The sequence below is a fragment of the Cytobacillus luteolus genome (assembly GCF_017873715.1).
In the GTDB taxonomy this organism is placed as follows: domain Bacteria; phylum Bacillota; class Bacilli; order Bacillales; family Bacillaceae_L; genus Bacillus_BV; species Bacillus_BV luteola.
Map to the genome: position 1 here is coordinate 734,386 of NZ_JAGGKM010000001.1, position 16,841 is coordinate 751,226.

A 16,841-nucleotide genomic window follows, 5' to 3' on the forward strand; every position below is an offset into this window, starting at 1 on the left:
GAAGTAATATGTTCATTGTTGATTTACTTGAAAGAACCTTACCTAAAGGTACTGTGTTAAAAGAAAGGTATCGAATTGACCGCTTTTTAGGCAAGGGTGGATATGGTCTAGTATATATAGCCCTTGATATGGAAATAGGTCAAGAAGTAATTGTTAAGCAGCTTCGTAAGCGAAAGTATCGAACAGGGTTAGCGACATTTGAAAAAGAGGAAGCCATCCTAGGTTTGTTCCAACATTCATCGATTCCTGTCTGCTATGAACGATTCCAAGAAGGAAAAAGGCATTTTCTTGTTATGGAATGGATAAAGGCGAAAAACTTTGAGCAATTAATATTTGAAGAAGGTAAGACCTTTAATGAACGAGAGTCCTTTGAGGTGCTATTACAGGTCCTTCGAGTTGTAAAAATGATCCATGAAAAAGGAATTGTTCATCGAGATTTACGAATTCCAAACATCCTACTTAGAGAAAATGAGATTGTAATAATTGATTTTGGGTTGGCAGGTTATATACAACATGCATCCGAACAAGCATTTATTGAAGCAGAAGAGGTAAGGTTGTTTCGTGAAATTGCTTTTCGTTCAGATATTTACGGCTTAGGTCATTTTGTGCTATTTTTGCTTTATTCAAGCTATGAAGATAAGGCGAAGGAAAGAAGCTGGATGGAAGAGCTCTCATTAAGACCAAAGAGTCTAAAAATAATAAAGAGAATGCTTCAAATAGATAGTGGTTATCAAGATGTTGATCAACTAATTCAAGATGTAACTAATTTCGTGCAGAGCGTTCCTACTAATAAATGGTAGGGGCGTTTTCTTATTTATCTAAGCCTAAAAGCATTTCGCTATTCGAAGTATATTTATGCTTCAACAAAGTATACTAACAAAAAAAGGATGGTGAAATATGTCGATTGATTTTACTGTTATTTTAGCCATCTGGGTTATATTTCCATTAATCTTATACTTTGCTGTTCCACGTGACCGAGTAAGAGAAATGATTGCCGTCTTTTTGTTTTTTCAAATGTTAACGTGGTTGTTTAGTATCGTTATGACGAAGTTTGGTGTGTTATCTGCTCCGATTCGTGAATTTCCAGAGGCAACTAAAATTAATTTTTCTTCTGAATATATCGTTTTTCCAACAGCTGCAGTTTTGTTTCAACGATGGTATCCAGAAAATGGAGGGAAGATTAGGCAGGCACTTCATTATCTTTATACTGTAGGCGGAATTATTTTATTCTTATTTATTATAGGGAGAACAACTGATTTAATGGAGGCAAAACCCCAGACAAGTGCAATCAATTTTCTATTTGAACTTATGCTTTGTAGAAAATATATTATGTGGATGTTAAAAGGAGAGCCATTTACTAAATCGTTAAAAAGGCATGATGTTATATGAGTATAGAGTCGTTTATTGAACACTATGTTTGGATGATAACAGCCATTTCCGTGTTTTTTATTCCTAAGTATTATTATCGTAAAGCAAGTATATCCTTTTTATTTATGATTTTCGTATCATGGTTTTTAGGGATTCTTGTTGTTGAATACGATTTAATTGAGTATCCAAAAAGGTTCTTAGCTTCAGTTAACGAAACGAGTTTTACGTTTGAATTCTTTGTTTTTCCCGTGATTGGTATCTTTTATAATCTGTACTATCCTGCATCTTCAACTAAATGGAAACAGTTTTTTTATACTGCCGCTTTAACGACAGGAATAGTAATTCCAGAAATTATTGTAGAGAAATATACAGACCTAATTGAATATATAAACTGGACATGGTATATCTCATGGGGTAGTATTTTTGCTACATTAGCTCTATTACGATTCTTTTATAAGTGGTATTTTAAGAGTCAGTCATAAATGCTTTTTATATAAAAGTAATTGCTGTATTAAAAGCAGTAGAATAAAATTAGTAATAGCCCTACCAAATATGGCAGGGCTACTTTCTAGTTGCTAATGATTCACGATCTGTAACTGTTGGAGGCTGCTCCAACCAACCATTTTTTATAAGTAGATTTGCTCCATCTTCAGCATACTGTCCAATTTCAGCCATCAGTCTCAAAAAATGAGCTGATAAGTCTCTCCTTTGACACACTGAAACTGCAGCTCCATAGTAACCTAACGCAACAGATATAAGAGAAACAACGTGAAAAAGCATTAGTTTATCTGAAAAGGGCGGAGTTGTGGAGTTTGTTACTTCAGATGCCAAACTCCCTGGTTCTGGTAAGTGCTCGCTGGCCAATATCGACCCTAATACTTCGTTCTGCTTCTCACAAACTTTCATACCTCGTAAGAAGTAATCACGCAACTCCGCACTAGTTGCGACCTGGCTAAACCCTATTTCTAGTAAGATCTTGACGTGATTTTTTTGCATGTTATAAAAAATCCCGCTTAACTCAATGGCATTAATAGGTCTTTTATCTCCAAACCAACCATTTAAAAAGCTTTGTTTTTTTACAAAGTCAACTTCTTCAGGTGGGTTAAGAGATGGAGGTCGAACATAGACTCCTTTTTTTAACATGATGTCTATTGTCATACTGTATAAGTCCATCGTACCTTGATTCACTTCAATATAAAAGTTTCTAATATCCTCTCGTACTGATGTGCCAACACTTAGTGCGTAACCAGTTAGACCATGTAGAGTCATCGTTTGCATATAGATGAGCATGGATGAATCTGAAAAAAGGGGAGGAGCGTTAAGGTTAACATCAGCTTTTGTAAAACCGTGTGGTACTGGGTACTTCTCGGCGTTAAAAAAGCCTTTTAGTTTCTTAAGATGTTTCTCAGACATAGAAACTGCTTTTTCTAATACATTCTTTATGTCTTGATCTTGACAATTTTTTATAGCATGAGATAGGAAATGATATGCCATACTATCATTCATGTATTGTGTCCATAAGTTTGCAAGTTCTGCTGCTGTTAATCGAACAGGTGGTTTCGAATCGATTGTAATCACCCCAAATAGTGTTAATACAGGTAAACATGCCCCTATTATTCTCCTGTTATTTTGGGTAGATATAGAAAATATATGTATGTAGTTAGAAATTAAAGTGATAAAATAAAGAGAAATGAAAAAAATGCGAATCTAAGTACATAAAAGAGTTCATAAAATAGACATAAAATATTTCATAAAAAATACTTGCATAAACAAGTATCGCGTTATACTATTAGAAATGAGGTTAAAAATGGAAGATTATAAATATTGCTTAGACCATTCACTTGGTTACAAGCTTTTTCATGCTTCACGTCTGATGATGAATCGTCTGAACCAAAACTTTAAGGAGCAGGGTTATCCTGTTACTTATGAGCAATGGCAGATATTAAGCAGGTTATACGATGAGGATGGGCAAACACAGAACCAATTAGCCATTCTTAACGAACGGGACCAGGCAAGTGTATCGAGGTTAATTGATAACATGATCAAGCGAAACCTCGTAAAAAGGGTACCTCATTCAGAAGATAAAAGAATAAATCTAATTTTTTTAACGGAAGAAAGTAAAAAGATTCAAGGGGATCTTGAAGGCTTAGCTAAGAAAACGATTGCAGAAGCTTCAAATGGAATGGCAGAGGAAGACTTAAATAACTGTTTGGAAATTCTCGATAAGATAAGAAAAAATTTAAAATAGTTCTTTTTTTGCATAAGTACTTGTTTAAACAAGTATTTATATAAAAAAAGAAATTTTTTTCACGACATATGATAATGATAATCAGTATTACCAAAATGGGAAATGGCTTAATCTGCCATCTTTTTTTAAAAACTCAATTGATAATGATTATCTTTATCTAAATACAGCTCTAGAAAGGTTTGGCAGATTCTATGAAACTACGATACTTACTTATTGCGTTATTCATCCTTTCTATAGCCTCACTATTTATCGGGGTAAAGGATGTTTCACCACTTGATCTCTTTTCATTAACTGAAGATCAAGTACAAATTCTTTTAGTCAGTCGTTTTCCACGATTGATTAGTATTATCATAGCTGGACTAAGTATGAGTATTGTAGGTTTAATCATGCAGCAGCTTACAAGAAACAAATTTGTTTCACCAACAACGGCTGGAACGATGGACTCTGCCAGATTAGGAATATTAGTTGCCTTAATGTTGTTTACATCAGCGAGCCCGATTGAGAAGATGCTTGTTGCCTTTGTGTTCGCCTTACTAGGAACCTTTATATTTATCAAAATATTAGATAAGGTCAAATTCAAAGATGCTATATTTATACCGTTAGTAGGCTTAATGTTTGGTAATATTATTAGTTCAATTACAACCTTTTTTGCTTATAAAAATGACTTGATTCAAAACATGTCATCATGGTTGCAAGGGAATTTTTCAATGAGCATTCAGGGCAGATATGAACTGCTTTACATAAGTATCCCACTAGTTATCATTGCTTATCTTTATGCAAACAAGTTTACAATAGCTGGTATGGGTGAAGAGTTTGCAATTAACTTAGGTTTAAATCACAAACAGGTGGTAAACATTGGTCTGGTCATATCAGCACTTGTTACTACAGTTGTTCTCCTAACGGTTGGGATGATTCCATTCTTAGGATTAATCATTCCAAACATTGTAACGATTTATCAAGGAGATCATTTAAAGAAAAGTCTTTCTCACACCGCAGTACTAGGTGCCGTTTTCGTTTTAGCCTGTGACATTTTGGGGCGTATTATTATCTACCCATACGAAATTCCAATCGGAGTAACTGTCGGTGTCATCGGAAGCGGAATATTTCTTTACTTACTTTTGAGGAGAAAGACACATGAGTAATAATCTGAAGCTAATTGTATTGTCCGTGATTTCAATTATATTAATTGCCATATTTATGTTTATCGATGCAGGTGGAAACTGGGATTATGTTTTACCAAGAAGAGGCAAGAAGATTCTTGCGATTGCTGTAACAGGTGGAGTTATCGCATTTTCAACCATTATTTTTCAAACCATCACAAATAACCGAATACTAACACCAAGTATTATCGGTCTTGATTCACTTTACTTGTTAATTCAGACTTTTATCATCTTTGTTTTTGGCTCAATGAGTTTAACTGCAACAGATAAAAATTTTAATTTTATAGTATCTGTTGGCCTAATGGTCCTTTTTGCTGGGTTGTTATATAAGTTTCTTTTTAAAAGAGAAGGGCAGAACATTTATTTCTTACTTCTGGTAGGGATTATCCTTGGAACTTTCTTTGGAAGTATCTCCGATTTTATGCAAGTCCTAATTGATCCAAATGAATTCATGATTGTTCAAGACAGAATGTTTGCAAGCTTTAATAACGTAAACACAGATGTGCTTTTAATCTCTTGTATTCTCGTCGTTTTAACAGTGGTGTACTTCCTAAGATTTACAAAATACCTTGATGTAATTTCACTAGGAAAGGAGCATGCAATCAACCTTGGTGTGGATTATGACGCGGTAGTTAAAAGATTACTTGTCGTTGTTGCTATCCTTATTTCAGTTGCAACGGCACTTGTTGGTCCAATTACCTTCTTAGGACTGTTAGTGGCAAACGTTGCACATGAATTTTTCAAAACCTATAAACATCAATATTTAATCTTTGGTTCTGTTTTAATAAGTATTATCGCTTTAGTTGGTGGACAGCTCATTGTAGAACGAGTGTTTACATTTTCGACAACTTTAAGTGTCATCATAAACTTTGTAGGTGGAGTGTACTTTATCTATCTTCTGTTAAAGGGGAATAAATCATGGTAAATGTAAAAAGTGTTTTTAAGAAATATGGTAATAAAAACGTAGTTGAAGATGTTTCCGTCAATATTCAAAAAGGAAAGATTACCTCGTTTATTGGTCCAAATGGTGCTGGTAAAAGTACACTACTTTCAATGATTAGCCGGCTTATCCCAGTTGATAGTGGAGAGGTATTTATTGATGATAAAGACCTTACAAAATCAAAAAGCAATGAGCTAGCAAAGAAAATCTCCATTCTAAAACAATCGAACAATGTTAATCTACGTTTAACAGTTAGAGAGTTGGTGAGTTTTGGGCGCTTTCCTTACTCACAAGGTAGGTTAACAAGAGAAGATTGGAAGTTTGTTGATGAGGCAATCGATTATATGGAATTAGCGGATATGCAGGATAAATTCCTAGACCAATTGAGTGGTGGTCAGAAGCAAAGAGCGTTCATTGCAATGGTTATTGCCCAAGACACTGAGTATATTTTGTTAGATGAACCACTAAATAATCTTGATATGAAGCACTCAGTTCAGATCATGAAGGTTCTTCGTAGATTAGTAGATGAACTCGGCAAGACAGTTGTAATTGTTATACACGATATTAACTTTGCTTCTTGTTATTCCGATTATATTGTTGCTCTTAAGGATGGTAAGGTTGTTAAAGAAGGAAAGACAGACGAAATTATTAACCGTGCTGTTCTAAAGGATATATATGACATGGATATTGAAATCCAATGCATCAATGAAAATAAGATTTGTGTTTATTTTTCTTAACCGCTTGGTTTAACTTATTTTGATGTCAGACCGTAGAAATGCTCAAAAAAAGACCCACTAATCTGAAATCTGCCAATTTCAAAGAGATTAGAAGGCCCTTACAAATCTAACTTTACAAGAAAAGGCTGTTGCTAGCAACTATAGAGTGAGAATTTTCAAAGTGATTGACATCAAAGTAATTTTAAATATAAAAATATATTTATTTAGGAGTGTTTTTACATGAAAAAAATAGCGTTACTTATGCTAGTATTATTTTTTGCAATATTCACAGCAGCTTGCGGTGGAGCAGAGGAAACATCAACTTCAAATGAAGAAACACAAACAGGTTCAACAACTGATTCAACAAAAGAAGAAGTAAAAGAAGAGCCAAAAGAATTAACACTTACTCACCAATTAGGTGAAACTGTTGTTTCGACAAATCCAGCTAAGGTTGTTGTATTTGATTTCGGTGTGTTAGATTCACTAGATAAATTAGGTGTAGAAGTAACAGGAGTACCACAAGCAAATATTCCGGCTTACTTAGAGAAATTTAAAGATGCGAAGTATGAAAACGTTGGTAGTTTAAAAGAGCCAGATTTCGAAAAGATTGCTTCACTTAATCCAGATCTAATTATCATTTCTGGAAGACAACAAGAAGCGTATGCAGAGTTATCCAAGATTGGTCCAACAATCTTCATGGGACTTGATACATCAAGATACATGGATTCTTTTACCGAAAACATGACTAGATTAGGTGAGATTTTTGGCAAGGAAGAAGAAGTGAAGGCAGAGCTTTCTACAATTGAAGCAGATATTAAAACACTAAATGATAAAGCAACAGCTGCAGGTAAGGGACTAATTATTTTAGCGAATGAAGGAAATATCAGTGCATATGGTGCTGGTTCTCGTTTTGGAATTCTTCACGATGTATTTGGTTTTGCTGCTGCAGATGAGAATATCGAAGTATCAACACATGGTCAAAACGTATCCTTTGAATATATCGTTGAAAAAGATCCAGATTTCTTATTTGTTATTGATCGTGGAGCAGCGGTAAATGGTCAATCTTCTGCAAAAGCATTAATCGAAAATAGCTTAGTTGAAAATACAAAAGCATTTAAAGAAGGTAACATTGTCTACTTAGATCCAAACTTCTGGTATTTATCTGGCGGAGGATTAATCTCTGTATCTGAAATGATTAAGGAAATTAGTGCAAGCTTAGAATAGTAGAAATACAAGAAGGAGGTACTTTGTGCATGTTTGTTCAAATGAGAAAAACAGTTGTAACAGAAGGCCATTCTGACAAAGTTGTTGAGCGCTTTAGTGGCGAAGGGATTATTGAAAAACAACCAGGGTTTGTTGATTTGTCAGTTATGGTTAAAAAGATTCGCCGTGGTGATGAAGAAGTCGTTGTAATGATCCGTTGGGAGTCTGAAGATCATTGGAAACAATGGGAAAAAAGCGATGCTCATATAGCGGGTCATAAAGCAAAGTTAGGTCAACCAAAGCCAGACTACATTGTTAGCTCAGAAGGAGATAAGTATGAAGTAGTGGCAGTAAAAGGACCAACCGGGAAGTAATAGATTGTAAGGGTATTAAGCTTAGGTGCTTAATGCCCTTTTGTTTTATGGTAGATTTTAGTAGAATGGTAGTAAGTACATTGTCAAATTGCGACCTGAGAGGAATTCTTATAGAATGAAAAAAATGTGGGGAAAGATTCTTGTATTAGTTTTGGTGATTGGACTTGGTTATGTGATATCTGTACATATGCTAATTGCTTCTATTGGAAAAGAGCAGCCGCCAGATGGAGTTGATTACATGATTGTACTTGGTGCTAGATTGCATGGGGAGGATATGTCACTAGCGCTATATCATCGCGTGCAGGTCGCCTTAGAGTATTTAAAAAGCAACCCAAATACAAATGTAGTTGTTTCTGGTGGACAGGGACCAGGGGAAGATATAACAGAAGCAGAAGCGATGGCACGATTTTTTAAAGAAAATGGAATCGAGGATGAGCGAATCATAATGGAAGACCGATCAACCTCGACATTTGAAAACTTAAAATTCTCGAAAGAGGTACTTGGCTCAGAGGTCGATGAAGTGGTTATTGTAAGTAATGATTTTCATCTGTTTCGAGCAAAAATTATTGCAAACAGACAGGGATTTGAGCCATATATGCTGGCCGCGGAAACTCCAAGGATTGTTCGGGAGAAGTTATGGCTCAGAGAGTATGTTGCGGTGTTGAAAACGGCTTTGTTGGATTGGTAGATGGTGTTGTAATTTCCAGTAGAATGGTAATACTTAATTAATTGCGAAGAATACTTAACTTTGTTGTTAAATTACTTTCTTAAATTGCCATAATACTTAACAGACCTAGTAATTTACTTTCCTAATTGAGTAGAATACTTAATTTTGACCGAAAAACAGGTGGAACTATTGTCCGCCTGTTTTTCAACTTAGTCAGATGTTCTTGAAAATAGAAAAAATGAATAGCATTAAGTCATTTGGTGTACCTTAAAAATGAACCATTATAGACTTCATGTGAGGTGAAAATGATGAGTTGGTTTTTAAAGGCAATTAAGAACTATGCAGTGTTTCGTGGAAGAGCACGAAGGACGGAATACTGGATGTTTGTATTAGTCAGCGCAATCTTTGCATTCGTTATTGCATTTATAGAACCATTTTTAGGAATAGAACCGATTCTTTCAGGTATTTATTCTCTATTTCTGCTTTTACCTTCCTTATCTGTAACTGTAAGAAGATTACATGATACAGGGAGAAGTGGTTGGTGGATACTAATCAGTTTAATTCCTCTAATTGGAGCAATCGTCCTTTTTGTCTTTACTGTATTAGATAGTGAGCCCGGGGAAAATAAATACGGTCCAAGTCCGAAATAAAAAACACGTTCGTTAGGGGCTATGTGCCTGACGAACGTGTTAAATTATGTTCAATTTTGTGTTTTTTTGATTCCTGAACAATCATTACAGCTAAGATAACCAAGAAAATCCCTATATACTGCCAAAAGAGGAGTTGTTCTTGGTAAATAATGAAACTTAATAATGCAGCTACAACAGGTTCAACAGTGGCAAGTATGGAAGCTCGACTTGTTTCTACATAATGTAACCCTTTTGTATACAAGATATAGGCTAGCATCGTTGACAAAAAGCCAAGACCAATGATATTTAACCATACCTCTACACTTACAAATAGTGGTAAAATAGACCAGAGTCCACTAAAAGGTGTAATCGCAATTGACGCAAAAATAAAGGTATATACAGAAACGGTTAATGAGTCATATTTCTGTAGGGCAAATTTACCAAAAATACTATAAAGAGCATAGAAAAAACCAGACCCAAGTCCAAGGATCAGCCCATATGACGAGATGGTGCCACTGTTAGTTGGAAGTACTCCGATGACAAGTGCACATCCTATTAGTGTGGTAAATAAAGCTATAATCTTTTTGGTCGTAAAATATTCCTTAAAGATCACTCTTGATAAAACTGTTACAAATGCTGGAGCCGTATACAATAGAATGGCTGCAATTGAAATTGAAGTTTCTTGAATAGCACTAAACAAACACCAGTTAAAAAATACAATACTAACAATTCCTGTCCCTATAAAATATTTAGTATCATAGATATGTATTTTAAGAAGTTGTCGATTTTTTAAAAGAGTATAAAGAACTAGAAAAAGGGCTGCCGTAATCGCACGTATTGTCACGACCTGAGTTGGTGAAAACCCAAGTTCGTATAAGGTTGTTACAAATATGCCAATTATTCCCCAGAGAGCCGCTCCGATAATAATAAATAGATATGCACTATTTTTCTCCAATTTCCCACCTCGCAGATTCAATATATTTTATAATTGTAAATGGATAGGATAAAAATGTATATCATTTTGAATTAAACGGATTAAAGAAATAGTCCTATTTCGATTGTAATAAGACTTAAGGAAAAACTACCAATTTCTTGTAAGTATTTGTCGAAGGGGCATAAAAATGTTAAATTACTATAGTACCTAATTAATAATGATAGAAAAAAAACATAACATAGTAGAATCATAGATTAAAAATCCTAGAGACCTTATGTGTCCAGTAGTAAGGGAGCGGTAATGAGTGTATTGTCATGAATGTGGTTCAAAAATAGTCGAAGGCTCACGCTTTTGTGCAAACTGTGGCACAAAGCTGGATCAAGAAAACGACCTAAATAATGTAGTAGATCTAGAAGTTGAGATAGATTCTAGAGAAGGCAGACGAAATCAATCTACCAAAAAACTTGTTATGCTGCTAATTCCAACGATTAGTTTGTTTCTTGTTGGTGGAGGTGTGTATGGTTATTACACCCATGAAAGCACCCTGAATGAAAATGTTATGTCGCTTAAAGCATCTGCAGAAAGGTATGCAATTGATGGAGATTACGAAAAAGCGATAAAAGAGCTAGACAAGGCAATTGAACTTCGCCCTTCGTATGTAATTTTAAAAGATACCAAGGCTGTGGTGGTAAAGGCAGATGAATTCTCGGAAAGATTGAATGAAGTTTCTATACTAATTAAAAGGAAAAAGTGGAATGAGGCTTCCCAAAAGATTGCTTTATTAGCTAATGATGTAGATAAGGAGCAAGGTCCATTATTCGAAGTGATTAGCAAGAAAGTGAAAGAGAAAGATGTAATAGCAACTGTAGGTAAAATTAAGCTTGAAATTGATCAATTAGACACAGTTGAGGAACTAATTAGCAAACTATCCGTCTTAACATCACTTACTTCAGAGGAAGCAAAAGCAACCCAACAACAAATTGTAAAGAAAATCGTTCAGTTAACGATTAAAGACGCAGAAGGACAGCTAGCAAATAAGGAATTTTCAAAAGCAATTGCTACAATTGATAAGGCTTTACATTATTCCAAGGACCATAATGAATTGGTTGCCTTTAAAGAAAGAATAGAGAGAGAACGATTTAAATTTGAGGAAGCGGAACAACTTAGACTGGAAAAGGCCATGGAGGCAGCAGAGAAAGAAGACTTAGTTAACCGAACTGCTGCAGTTGAAGTTCTTAAGTTGGAATCTGTTGTTGATGAATTTGGTGATTTGTATATAAGCGGTGAAGTAAAAAACTTAGCTACAACGAGTATTTATGGAATCACGATCTTTTACAAAATCTATGATGGTATGGGGAATTTGTATGATGAAGGAAGTCGTACCGTCTATCCTTACACATTAAGCCCTGGAGAAAATGGATATTTCGAAGATATTCATTATGGCATCAATAAAGATGTATATGTAGAAGTAGAAAATATTAGTTGGTACTTGGAGTAGTAAAAAATAGCCTCGGATAATAGAAGAAGGTGAGTAGAGTGAAGGGGAAATGGATTGTAAGTATAGTCACTTCAGTGATCATTTGGGGAGCTGGGATTTTTGCTTTTTTAACGATACAAGACTCTATCCCCCAAAAGCTTACAGCGTCTTCTCAACTTATTGTCAATGAAGGTAGTAAGAAGAAGGAAGATAGCGGTAAGCGAGAGTTGAAAGAGATAATTTATGATTCTCAAAAACTCGTTGTAAAAGTAGAACTTGATGACGGCTCGATTGGTTCAGGGTTTTTATACAATAATAAGGGTGATGTGATCACAAATGCCCACGTGGCAGCAAATGCAACCAATGTTCGGATTACAACAGCAGATTCAAAAGGATATGAGGGTACGGTTATTGGTATTAGCGGAGAAACAGACATCGCGTTGATTCGTGTACCAGGTCTTGCAGGAATTGAGCCACTTCCAATTGCAAAAGAGCGTAAAGCTGAAATTGGTGATGAAGTGTTAGCTCTTGGAACCCCACTAGGATTTCAAAATACGGTTACTACTGGAATTATTAGTGGTGTAAATCGAGACTTAGATATTGAACCGTTCCATTATGAGGATGTTTACCAGATCTCAGCTCCAATCGCTCGTGGAAACAGTGGTGGCCCTTTGATTGACCGTAAAACAGGTGAAGTGATAGGAATTAACTCTGCAGGAATTATTGAGGGTGTGATTGGATTTAGTATTCCTATCTCATCGATTATAGCAATGATTGAAGAGTGGTCAGAGAGTCCGATGGTTGAATTACCTTCCATTGATTTAGGGATTGAAGGTATGGCGATTGAGGAAATTTCTGATGAAGACATTGCTGGCTATGTTGTGACCTATTTTTATGAAAGCATCAATTACGGAGATTATCTTACGGCTTATGCAGCGTTAGGGAGCAATTGGCAAACAGAAACGTCCTATGAGGATTTTCGAACAGGTTACATCAATACATTAGCCGTTCAAATTGATGAACTAACAGCAACACAAACAGGTAAAAATATGACCGTGACGGTATTGATTACTGCGGATGAAAGAGTAAATGGAGAAATTGTTCAACAATCGTACCGTGTTGATTATGAGGTTGGTTATGAAAATGATCAATTGAAAATTTTATCTGGTCAGGGTGAGAAGTTAGCGGATGATGAGCAGGAAGACTAATATGTAAGCTAGAGGGTACTTCTGTTGCCCTCTGGCTTTTTGTTTTTAATGAAGTTAATCCTGTCTAAAGTGAACCGTGTGTTTGGACTTGGATTCTTTTAAAAAGGAGTTACATGTCCGAAACAATTTAGTGTTTCTTATCATATACTGACAGAAAGTATGGGAATAGGAGTTGATATAGTGCCTTCAATAGTGGTCGGTCCAATTGTTTTTAATAGCAATGAAGGTCAGGTTGTAACTGGCGATGCATTTTATATATCCCCGAAATCAACAAGTAAAGTAGTAGCTGGATCAGGCGGGTTTAACACTGGCCAATGGATTGTAACAAATAATGGAGTAAGTACTTCTTCTGGTATAGATCCAGATGCGGTTGATTCGAATGTTTCGGGAGCATAACACTTTCTATAAAGAGTGCGTAACGACACCGCTTGTTTGTGCGGTGTTTTTATTTTGGTTTTGAATAAGGGTTCTATTGGAAATAATGAAAAGAGATGTAAAAAAAGGATAGGTGTTTTTTCATGACTCATTATTTGCAGACAGCAACTGAATTAGCAATCGGGCTGGTACTTCTATATATACTTACAAAGTTATTAGGTAAAACACAGTTTTCTCAGCTAACACCCTTTGATTTTATTTCTGCCTTAGTTTTGGGGGAATTAGTTGGAAATGCTGTATATGACCATGAAACAAAATTCTATGAAATTATCTTTGCGACACTCGTTTGGGGGATTTTAATTTATGGAATTGAAATGGCTACACAAAAGTTTAAACGAACAAGAAAGTTTTTAGAAGGAGAGCCAAATATAGTTGTACAAAAGGGGAAAATCAAATTTGATGCTTTAAAAAAGGCAAAATTGGATTTAAATCAAATGTTAAGTTTAATCCGACAACAAGGGTATTTTTCCATTCAAGAAGTAGAATACGCCATTTTAGAATCGAATGGGATTATGAGTGTGATGGCGAAACCACAGTATGATAAGCCTAAAAACAGCGATTTGAATTTGCCGATTAAACCAGCTTATCTGCCATACACCTTTATTCTTGATGGAGAAGTAGTCCATAAGAACTTAAAGGAAGCTGGTAAGGACGAACATTGGCTAAAAAGTCAATTGGCGCAGCAACATGTTAGGGATTATAAAGAAATTCTCTACGCGGAATGGAAGGAAGAACAACCTATTTATATGTTGAAGTATGAGAATAAGTCGAGTTAGAGTGACAGGTGAGGGTATCTATTGCTTTTTTTGTTTGGGTGGTTGATATCTTTTCCTAAATTTTAACAATACTTAATTGTTTTTTTAAAATACTTAATCAAATTTAGAAAATACTTAAGTAAAACGGGCAAATACTTAACGAATTTTATCAAATACTTAACAAATTAAGTGAAATACTTAATTGAGAACACATTTAATCTTAATAGTATACAAAAAACTAATTTAATTAATTAAACAAGGCCTACTGATTATTAAGTCAGTAGGCCTTTATAAAGCTTAGTTTAATTTATAATTTATAAACCTCACTATATTTCTCTTCTAAATACTTTACTAAATAATCAGCATTCAGTTCTTCTCCAGTAACTCTTACGATTAGCTCGCCCGGAGTATAAAACTTACCGTATTGGTGGATTTTTTCTTTCATCCAGTCCTTAATTTTAGGAATTTCACCATTTTCAATGACTGAATCAAACTCAGGCATTTCTTCTTTTATTTTATAGAACAATTGAGCTGCATAAAGATTTCCTAATGAGTAAGAAGGGAAGTACCCTAGGCCACCAAATGACCAGTGAACATCCTGTAGTACACCAAGTGTATCTGTTGGAGGTGTAATTCCTAAGTACTCTTCCATTTTTTCATTCCAAACCTTAGGAAGGTCTTTCACTTCAATTTCACCAGCCATTAATGCTTTTTCAATTTCGAAGCGAAGCATAATGTGTAGGTTATATGTAAGTTCATCTGCTTCAACACGGATGTAAGAAGGCTCAACCGCATTAATTGCACGGTAAAACTCATCTAACTCCACATCAGCAAGTTCTGCAGGGAAATGTTCTTTTAAATCACCATAGAAGTGATTCCAGAATTCTCTACTACGACCAACTGTGTTTTCGAAGAAGCGTGATTGTGATTCATGAATACCGAAAGAAGTACCACCGACAATTCCTGTTCCGTTGAAATCAGGATTTACGTTTTGCTCATACATACCATGGCCAGCCTCGTGGATTGTTCCAAAGATGGCGGAACGTACGTTATCTTTAAGGTAACGAGTTGTAATTCGAACATCACCTGTGTTTACATTTTGAGCGAATGGATGAACCGTCTCATCTAGACGACCACCGTCCATGTCAAAACCTAGTTTAGGTAAAAGGAAACGATTGAACGCTTTTTGTTTTTCAACATCAAACTCTCTTGAGAAAATATCTTTTCTCGGTTGGTGTGGTGAAGCCTGAATACGATTTAATAACTCAATGCTTTTTTCACGAAGTTGAGCGAATAATGGTGTAAGTGTATCCACTGTTAACCCTGGCTCAAAATCATCAAGTAAAGCATTATAAGGGTGGCCTTCATAGCCAACAATCTCAGCAAATTGTTTTCTCATAGCTACAATTTTCTCTAAGAATGGTTGGTAAATTGAAAAGTCATTCTTTTCACGTGCTTCTGCCCAAGCAACACCAGCATTGTTTGTTAAGACAACAAACTCATTGTAAAGCTCAGCTGGAATACTCTTTGATTTATCATAGTCACGTTTACGCTCACGAACGATTGCTTTTGTTACTTCATCAAGTGTTGCATTTACGTCTGGTTTTGATAATTCTTCAAGAAGAGAACCCATTTCTTCTGAGACTGTTAACTTGAAGTTTTCTGTTGAAAGAGTACCAATTGCATTGGCAAAAATGGAACGTCCTTTTTTTGGTGCCATTACATCTTTATCCCAGCTAAGTAAGCCAAGAATACTGTTAATGTGAGAAATCTTTTGATCTAATTCTCTAAATTGCTTTACTAACGCCTCTACGCTTTGTGTTTCAACTGTATTTGACATCCCTTTTATCTCCTCTCTTTAGACGGTTTTTAATAACAAACCGACTAGTCTATTTTATTAGACCATAAAGAATCTAAAATTTCAATCATCTTTATCATACAGTTTTTGACAAAGTATACCTTCCTGAGCAAACCTCGATTCTCGTGTTAAGTGAAGGGGTTGTAAGATCACATTGAAACGGTTTGACAGGCCCATCTTTTTGGTGGAATTTTAACAGCACATCACCAATTGGGAGTGATTGATCTTGAAAGTTCACTTCAGCTTCGGTAAATATGTCAGCGAATTTTTTTAAAGTAGCACTTGGATCAGGTGTTTGCAGATGAACCGTAGAGAACATTGTTGTTCCAGCTGGATGCTTCGCCCATTCAGCCATGTTTGTTAGGCGAGCATCATTAGTTTCTCCCCACTGAATGAAAAAGGGAAACCTTAATTCCTCATCTTCTATAAAAAGCATGGACCAAGTTAGGGTCGTCCCATCACTACCTTTTCTACTTCCTGGGACAGGGCCAATAACAGTAAATTGTTTGCTTTTCAGCTCTTTAACAAGTTCATCCATGTTATCGGTACGAAAGGCCAATTGAGAAAATCCTTCACCAATACTTGTAAAGTCAGCATAAATTTGTTGAATTAATAGATTATCAGATTTCTTGGCAACTTCGATGTCTTTGATTCCTATCCATTCAATGTATTGTAAGTCCTGAAAGTAACATAAACAGTTATGAGTTCCCCAGTTAGGGTGATTGCCTCCTGTAAAAGCTTGAAAGCCTGCATGTTTAAAAGTTTCCATCGCCTTTTCTGGAGATTGAGTGAAATGAACAATATGATCAAAAGTTATATTCAATTTAGACCCTCCTTTTTGTTTATTTTAGCGGAGTTATGTTCGGAAT

Annotated in this window: 19 protein-coding genes; 15 read left to right on the forward strand and 4 right to left on the reverse strand. The window is 35.4% G+C overall.

Translation table 11 applies throughout. From position 1 onward, the window contains the following. Positions 1-8: 8 nt before the first annotated feature. The 3 genes from J2Z26_RS03795 (at position 9) to J2Z26_RS03805 (ending at position 1,850) form a co-directional block, all read left to right on the forward strand. A complete protein-coding gene (locus J2Z26_RS03795; RefSeq protein ID WP_193538473.1) occupies positions 9-800 on the forward strand; it encodes a serine/threonine protein kinase in 792 nt (263 codons plus the stop codon). Between the two features lie 97 nt (positions 801-897). Then, the gene (locus J2Z26_RS03800; protein ID WP_193538475.1) at positions 898-1,389 is read left to right on the forward strand and encodes a CBO0543 family protein; all 492 of its coding nucleotides are present in this window, start codon (positions 898-900) and stop codon (positions 1,387-1,389) included. Next, positions 1,386-1,850, forward strand: a complete 465-nt coding sequence (locus tag J2Z26_RS03805) for a CBO0543 family protein (protein ID WP_193538477.1) — start codon at positions 1,386-1,388, stop codon at positions 1,848-1,850. The genes J2Z26_RS03800 and J2Z26_RS03805 overlap by 4 nt, the downstream gene beginning before the upstream one ends. 79 nt (positions 1,851-1,929) lie before the next feature. On the opposite strand, the gene J2Z26_RS03810 is transcribed toward J2Z26_RS03805, so the two are convergent. Beyond that, entirely contained in the window at positions 1,930-2,946 is a 1,017-nt protein-coding gene (locus J2Z26_RS03810) for a DUF3231 family protein (protein ID WP_319638079.1), read from the reverse strand. 229 nt (positions 2,947-3,175) lie between these two features. Here J2Z26_RS03810 and J2Z26_RS03815 point away from each other — a divergent pair, with 229 nt between their 5' ends. The 8 genes from J2Z26_RS03815 to J2Z26_RS03850 all read left to right on the forward strand — a co-directional run bounded on the left by J2Z26_RS03815 (position 3,176) and on the right by J2Z26_RS03850 (position 9,326). Further along, positions 3,176-3,616: a MarR family winged helix-turn-helix transcriptional regulator gene (locus tag J2Z26_RS03815; protein ID WP_193538479.1), complete on the forward strand. Its 441-nt coding sequence runs from the start codon at positions 3,176-3,178 to the stop codon at positions 3,614-3,616. A 191-nt stretch (positions 3,617-3,807) separates the two neighbouring features. Then, positions 3,808-4,758: an ABC transporter permease gene (locus J2Z26_RS03820; protein ID WP_193538480.1), complete on the forward strand. Its 951-nt coding sequence runs from the start codon at positions 3,808-3,810 to the stop codon at positions 4,756-4,758. Then, positions 4,751-5,701 carry an iron chelate uptake ABC transporter family permease subunit gene (locus J2Z26_RS03825; protein WP_193538482.1) on the forward strand — a complete coding sequence of 317 codons (951 nt, stop codon included), beginning with the start codon at positions 4,751-4,753 and terminating at the stop codon, positions 5,699-5,701. Before J2Z26_RS03820 ends, J2Z26_RS03825 begins: the two co-directional genes overlap by 8 nt. Beyond that, positions 5,695-6,453 carry an iron ABC transporter ATP-binding protein gene (locus J2Z26_RS03830; RefSeq protein ID WP_193538484.1) on the forward strand — a complete coding sequence of 253 codons (759 nt, stop codon included), beginning with the start codon at positions 5,695-5,697 and terminating at the stop codon, positions 6,451-6,453. The genes J2Z26_RS03825 and J2Z26_RS03830 overlap by 7 nt, the downstream gene beginning before the upstream one ends. 219 nt (positions 6,454-6,672) lie before the next feature. Next, positions 6,673-7,656: a siderophore ABC transporter substrate-binding protein gene (locus J2Z26_RS03835; RefSeq protein WP_193538486.1), complete on the forward strand. Its 984-nt coding sequence runs from the start codon at positions 6,673-6,675 to the stop codon at positions 7,654-7,656. 29 nt (positions 7,657-7,685) lie between these two features. After that, on the forward strand, positions 7,686-8,009 hold the full coding sequence (locus J2Z26_RS03840; protein WP_193538488.1) for an antibiotic biosynthesis monooxygenase: 324 nt from the start codon (positions 7,686-7,688) through the stop codon (positions 8,007-8,009). A gap of 115 nt (positions 8,010-8,124) precedes the next feature. Further along, positions 8,125-8,697: a YdcF family protein gene (locus tag J2Z26_RS03845; protein WP_193538490.1), complete on the forward strand. Its 573-nt coding sequence runs from the start codon at positions 8,125-8,127 to the stop codon at positions 8,695-8,697. Positions 8,698-8,984: 287 nt separating this feature from the next. Then, entirely contained in the window at positions 8,985-9,326 is a 342-nt protein-coding gene (locus J2Z26_RS03850; protein ID WP_193538492.1) for a DUF805 domain-containing protein, read from the forward strand. A 19-nt stretch (positions 9,327-9,345) separates the two neighbouring features. On the opposite strand, the gene J2Z26_RS03855 is transcribed toward J2Z26_RS03850, so the two are convergent. Further along, entirely contained in the window at positions 9,346-10,260 is a 915-nt protein-coding gene (locus tag J2Z26_RS03855; protein ID WP_193538494.1) for a DMT family transporter, read from the reverse strand. Between the two features lie 283 nt (positions 10,261-10,543). Here J2Z26_RS03855 and J2Z26_RS03860 point away from each other — a divergent pair, with 283 nt between their 5' ends. The 4 genes from J2Z26_RS03860 to J2Z26_RS03875 all read left to right on the forward strand — a co-directional run bounded on the left by J2Z26_RS03860 (position 10,544) and on the right by J2Z26_RS03875 (position 14,135). Beyond that, positions 10,544-11,737: a zinc-ribbon domain-containing protein gene (locus tag J2Z26_RS03860; protein ID WP_193538496.1), complete on the forward strand. Its 1,194-nt coding sequence runs from the start codon at positions 10,544-10,546 to the stop codon at positions 11,735-11,737. A gap of 38 nt (positions 11,738-11,775) precedes the next feature. Beyond that, the gene (locus J2Z26_RS03865) at positions 11,776-12,924 is read left to right on the forward strand and encodes a S1C family serine protease (protein WP_193538498.1); all 1,149 of its coding nucleotides are present in this window, start codon (positions 11,776-11,778) and stop codon (positions 12,922-12,924) included. Positions 12,925-13,104: 180 nt separating this feature from the next. After that, positions 13,105-13,320, forward strand: a complete 216-nt coding sequence (locus J2Z26_RS03870; RefSeq protein WP_193538500.1) for a spore germination protein — start codon at positions 13,105-13,107, stop codon at positions 13,318-13,320. A gap of 122 nt (positions 13,321-13,442) precedes the next feature. Further along, entirely contained in the window at positions 13,443-14,135 is a 693-nt protein-coding gene (locus J2Z26_RS03875; RefSeq protein ID WP_193538502.1) for a DUF421 domain-containing protein, read from the forward strand. Between the two features lie 286 nt (positions 14,136-14,421). Here J2Z26_RS03875 and J2Z26_RS03880 read toward each other — a convergent pair whose 3' ends face one another. Both J2Z26_RS03880 and J2Z26_RS03885 read right to left on the reverse strand, forming a co-directional pair. Next, positions 14,422-15,954: a carboxypeptidase M32 gene (locus tag J2Z26_RS03880; protein ID WP_193538504.1), complete on the reverse strand. Its 1,533-nt coding sequence runs from the start codon at positions 15,952-15,954 to the stop codon at positions 14,422-14,424. 94 nt (positions 15,955-16,048) lie between these two features. Continuing rightward, on the reverse strand, positions 16,049-16,795 hold the full coding sequence (locus tag J2Z26_RS03885) for a VOC family protein (RefSeq protein ID WP_193538506.1): 747 nt from the start codon (positions 16,793-16,795) through the stop codon (positions 16,049-16,051). Positions 16,796-16,841: the final 46 nt, after the last annotated feature.

What these genes read in the sequence shown, in the direction of transcription:
- J2Z26_RS03795 (WP_193538473.1), top strand. Translation starts at nt 9, where the DNA reads ATGTTCATTGTTGATTTACTTGAAAGAACCTTACCTAAAGGTACTGTG.
- J2Z26_RS03800 (WP_193538475.1), top strand. Translation starts at nt 898, where the DNA reads ATGTCGATTGATTTTACTGTTATTTTAGCCATCTGGGTTATATTTCCA.
- J2Z26_RS03805 (WP_193538477.1), top strand. Translation starts at nt 1,386, where the DNA reads ATGAGTATAGAGTCGTTTATTGAACACTATGTTTGGATGATAACAGCC.
- J2Z26_RS03815 (WP_193538479.1), top strand. Translation starts at nt 3,176, where the DNA reads ATGGAAGATTATAAATATTGCTTAGACCATTCACTTGGTTACAAGCTT.
- J2Z26_RS03820 (WP_193538480.1), top strand. Translation starts at nt 3,808, where the DNA reads ATGAAACTACGATACTTACTTATTGCGTTATTCATCCTTTCTATAGCC.
- J2Z26_RS03825 (WP_193538482.1), top strand. Translation starts at nt 4,751, where the DNA reads ATGAGTAATAATCTGAAGCTAATTGTATTGTCCGTGATTTCAATTATA.
- J2Z26_RS03830 (WP_193538484.1), top strand. Translation starts at nt 5,695, where the DNA reads ATGGTAAATGTAAAAAGTGTTTTTAAGAAATATGGTAATAAAAACGTA.
- J2Z26_RS03835 (WP_193538486.1), top strand. Translation starts at nt 6,673, where the DNA reads ATGAAAAAAATAGCGTTACTTATGCTAGTATTATTTTTTGCAATATTC.
- J2Z26_RS03840 (WP_193538488.1), top strand. Translation starts at nt 7,686, where the DNA reads ATGTTTGTTCAAATGAGAAAAACAGTTGTAACAGAAGGCCATTCTGAC.
- J2Z26_RS03845 (WP_193538490.1), top strand. Translation starts at nt 8,125, where the DNA reads ATGAAAAAAATGTGGGGAAAGATTCTTGTATTAGTTTTGGTGATTGGA.
- J2Z26_RS03850 (WP_193538492.1), top strand. Translation starts at nt 8,985, where the DNA reads ATGAGTTGGTTTTTAAAGGCAATTAAGAACTATGCAGTGTTTCGTGGA.
- J2Z26_RS03875 (WP_193538502.1), top strand. Translation starts at nt 13,443, where the DNA reads ATGACTCATTATTTGCAGACAGCAACTGAATTAGCAATCGGGCTGGTA.
- J2Z26_RS03880 (WP_193538504.1), bottom strand. Translation starts at nt 15,954, where the DNA reads ATGTCAAATACAGTTGAAACACAAAGCGTAGAGGCGTTAGTAAAGCAA.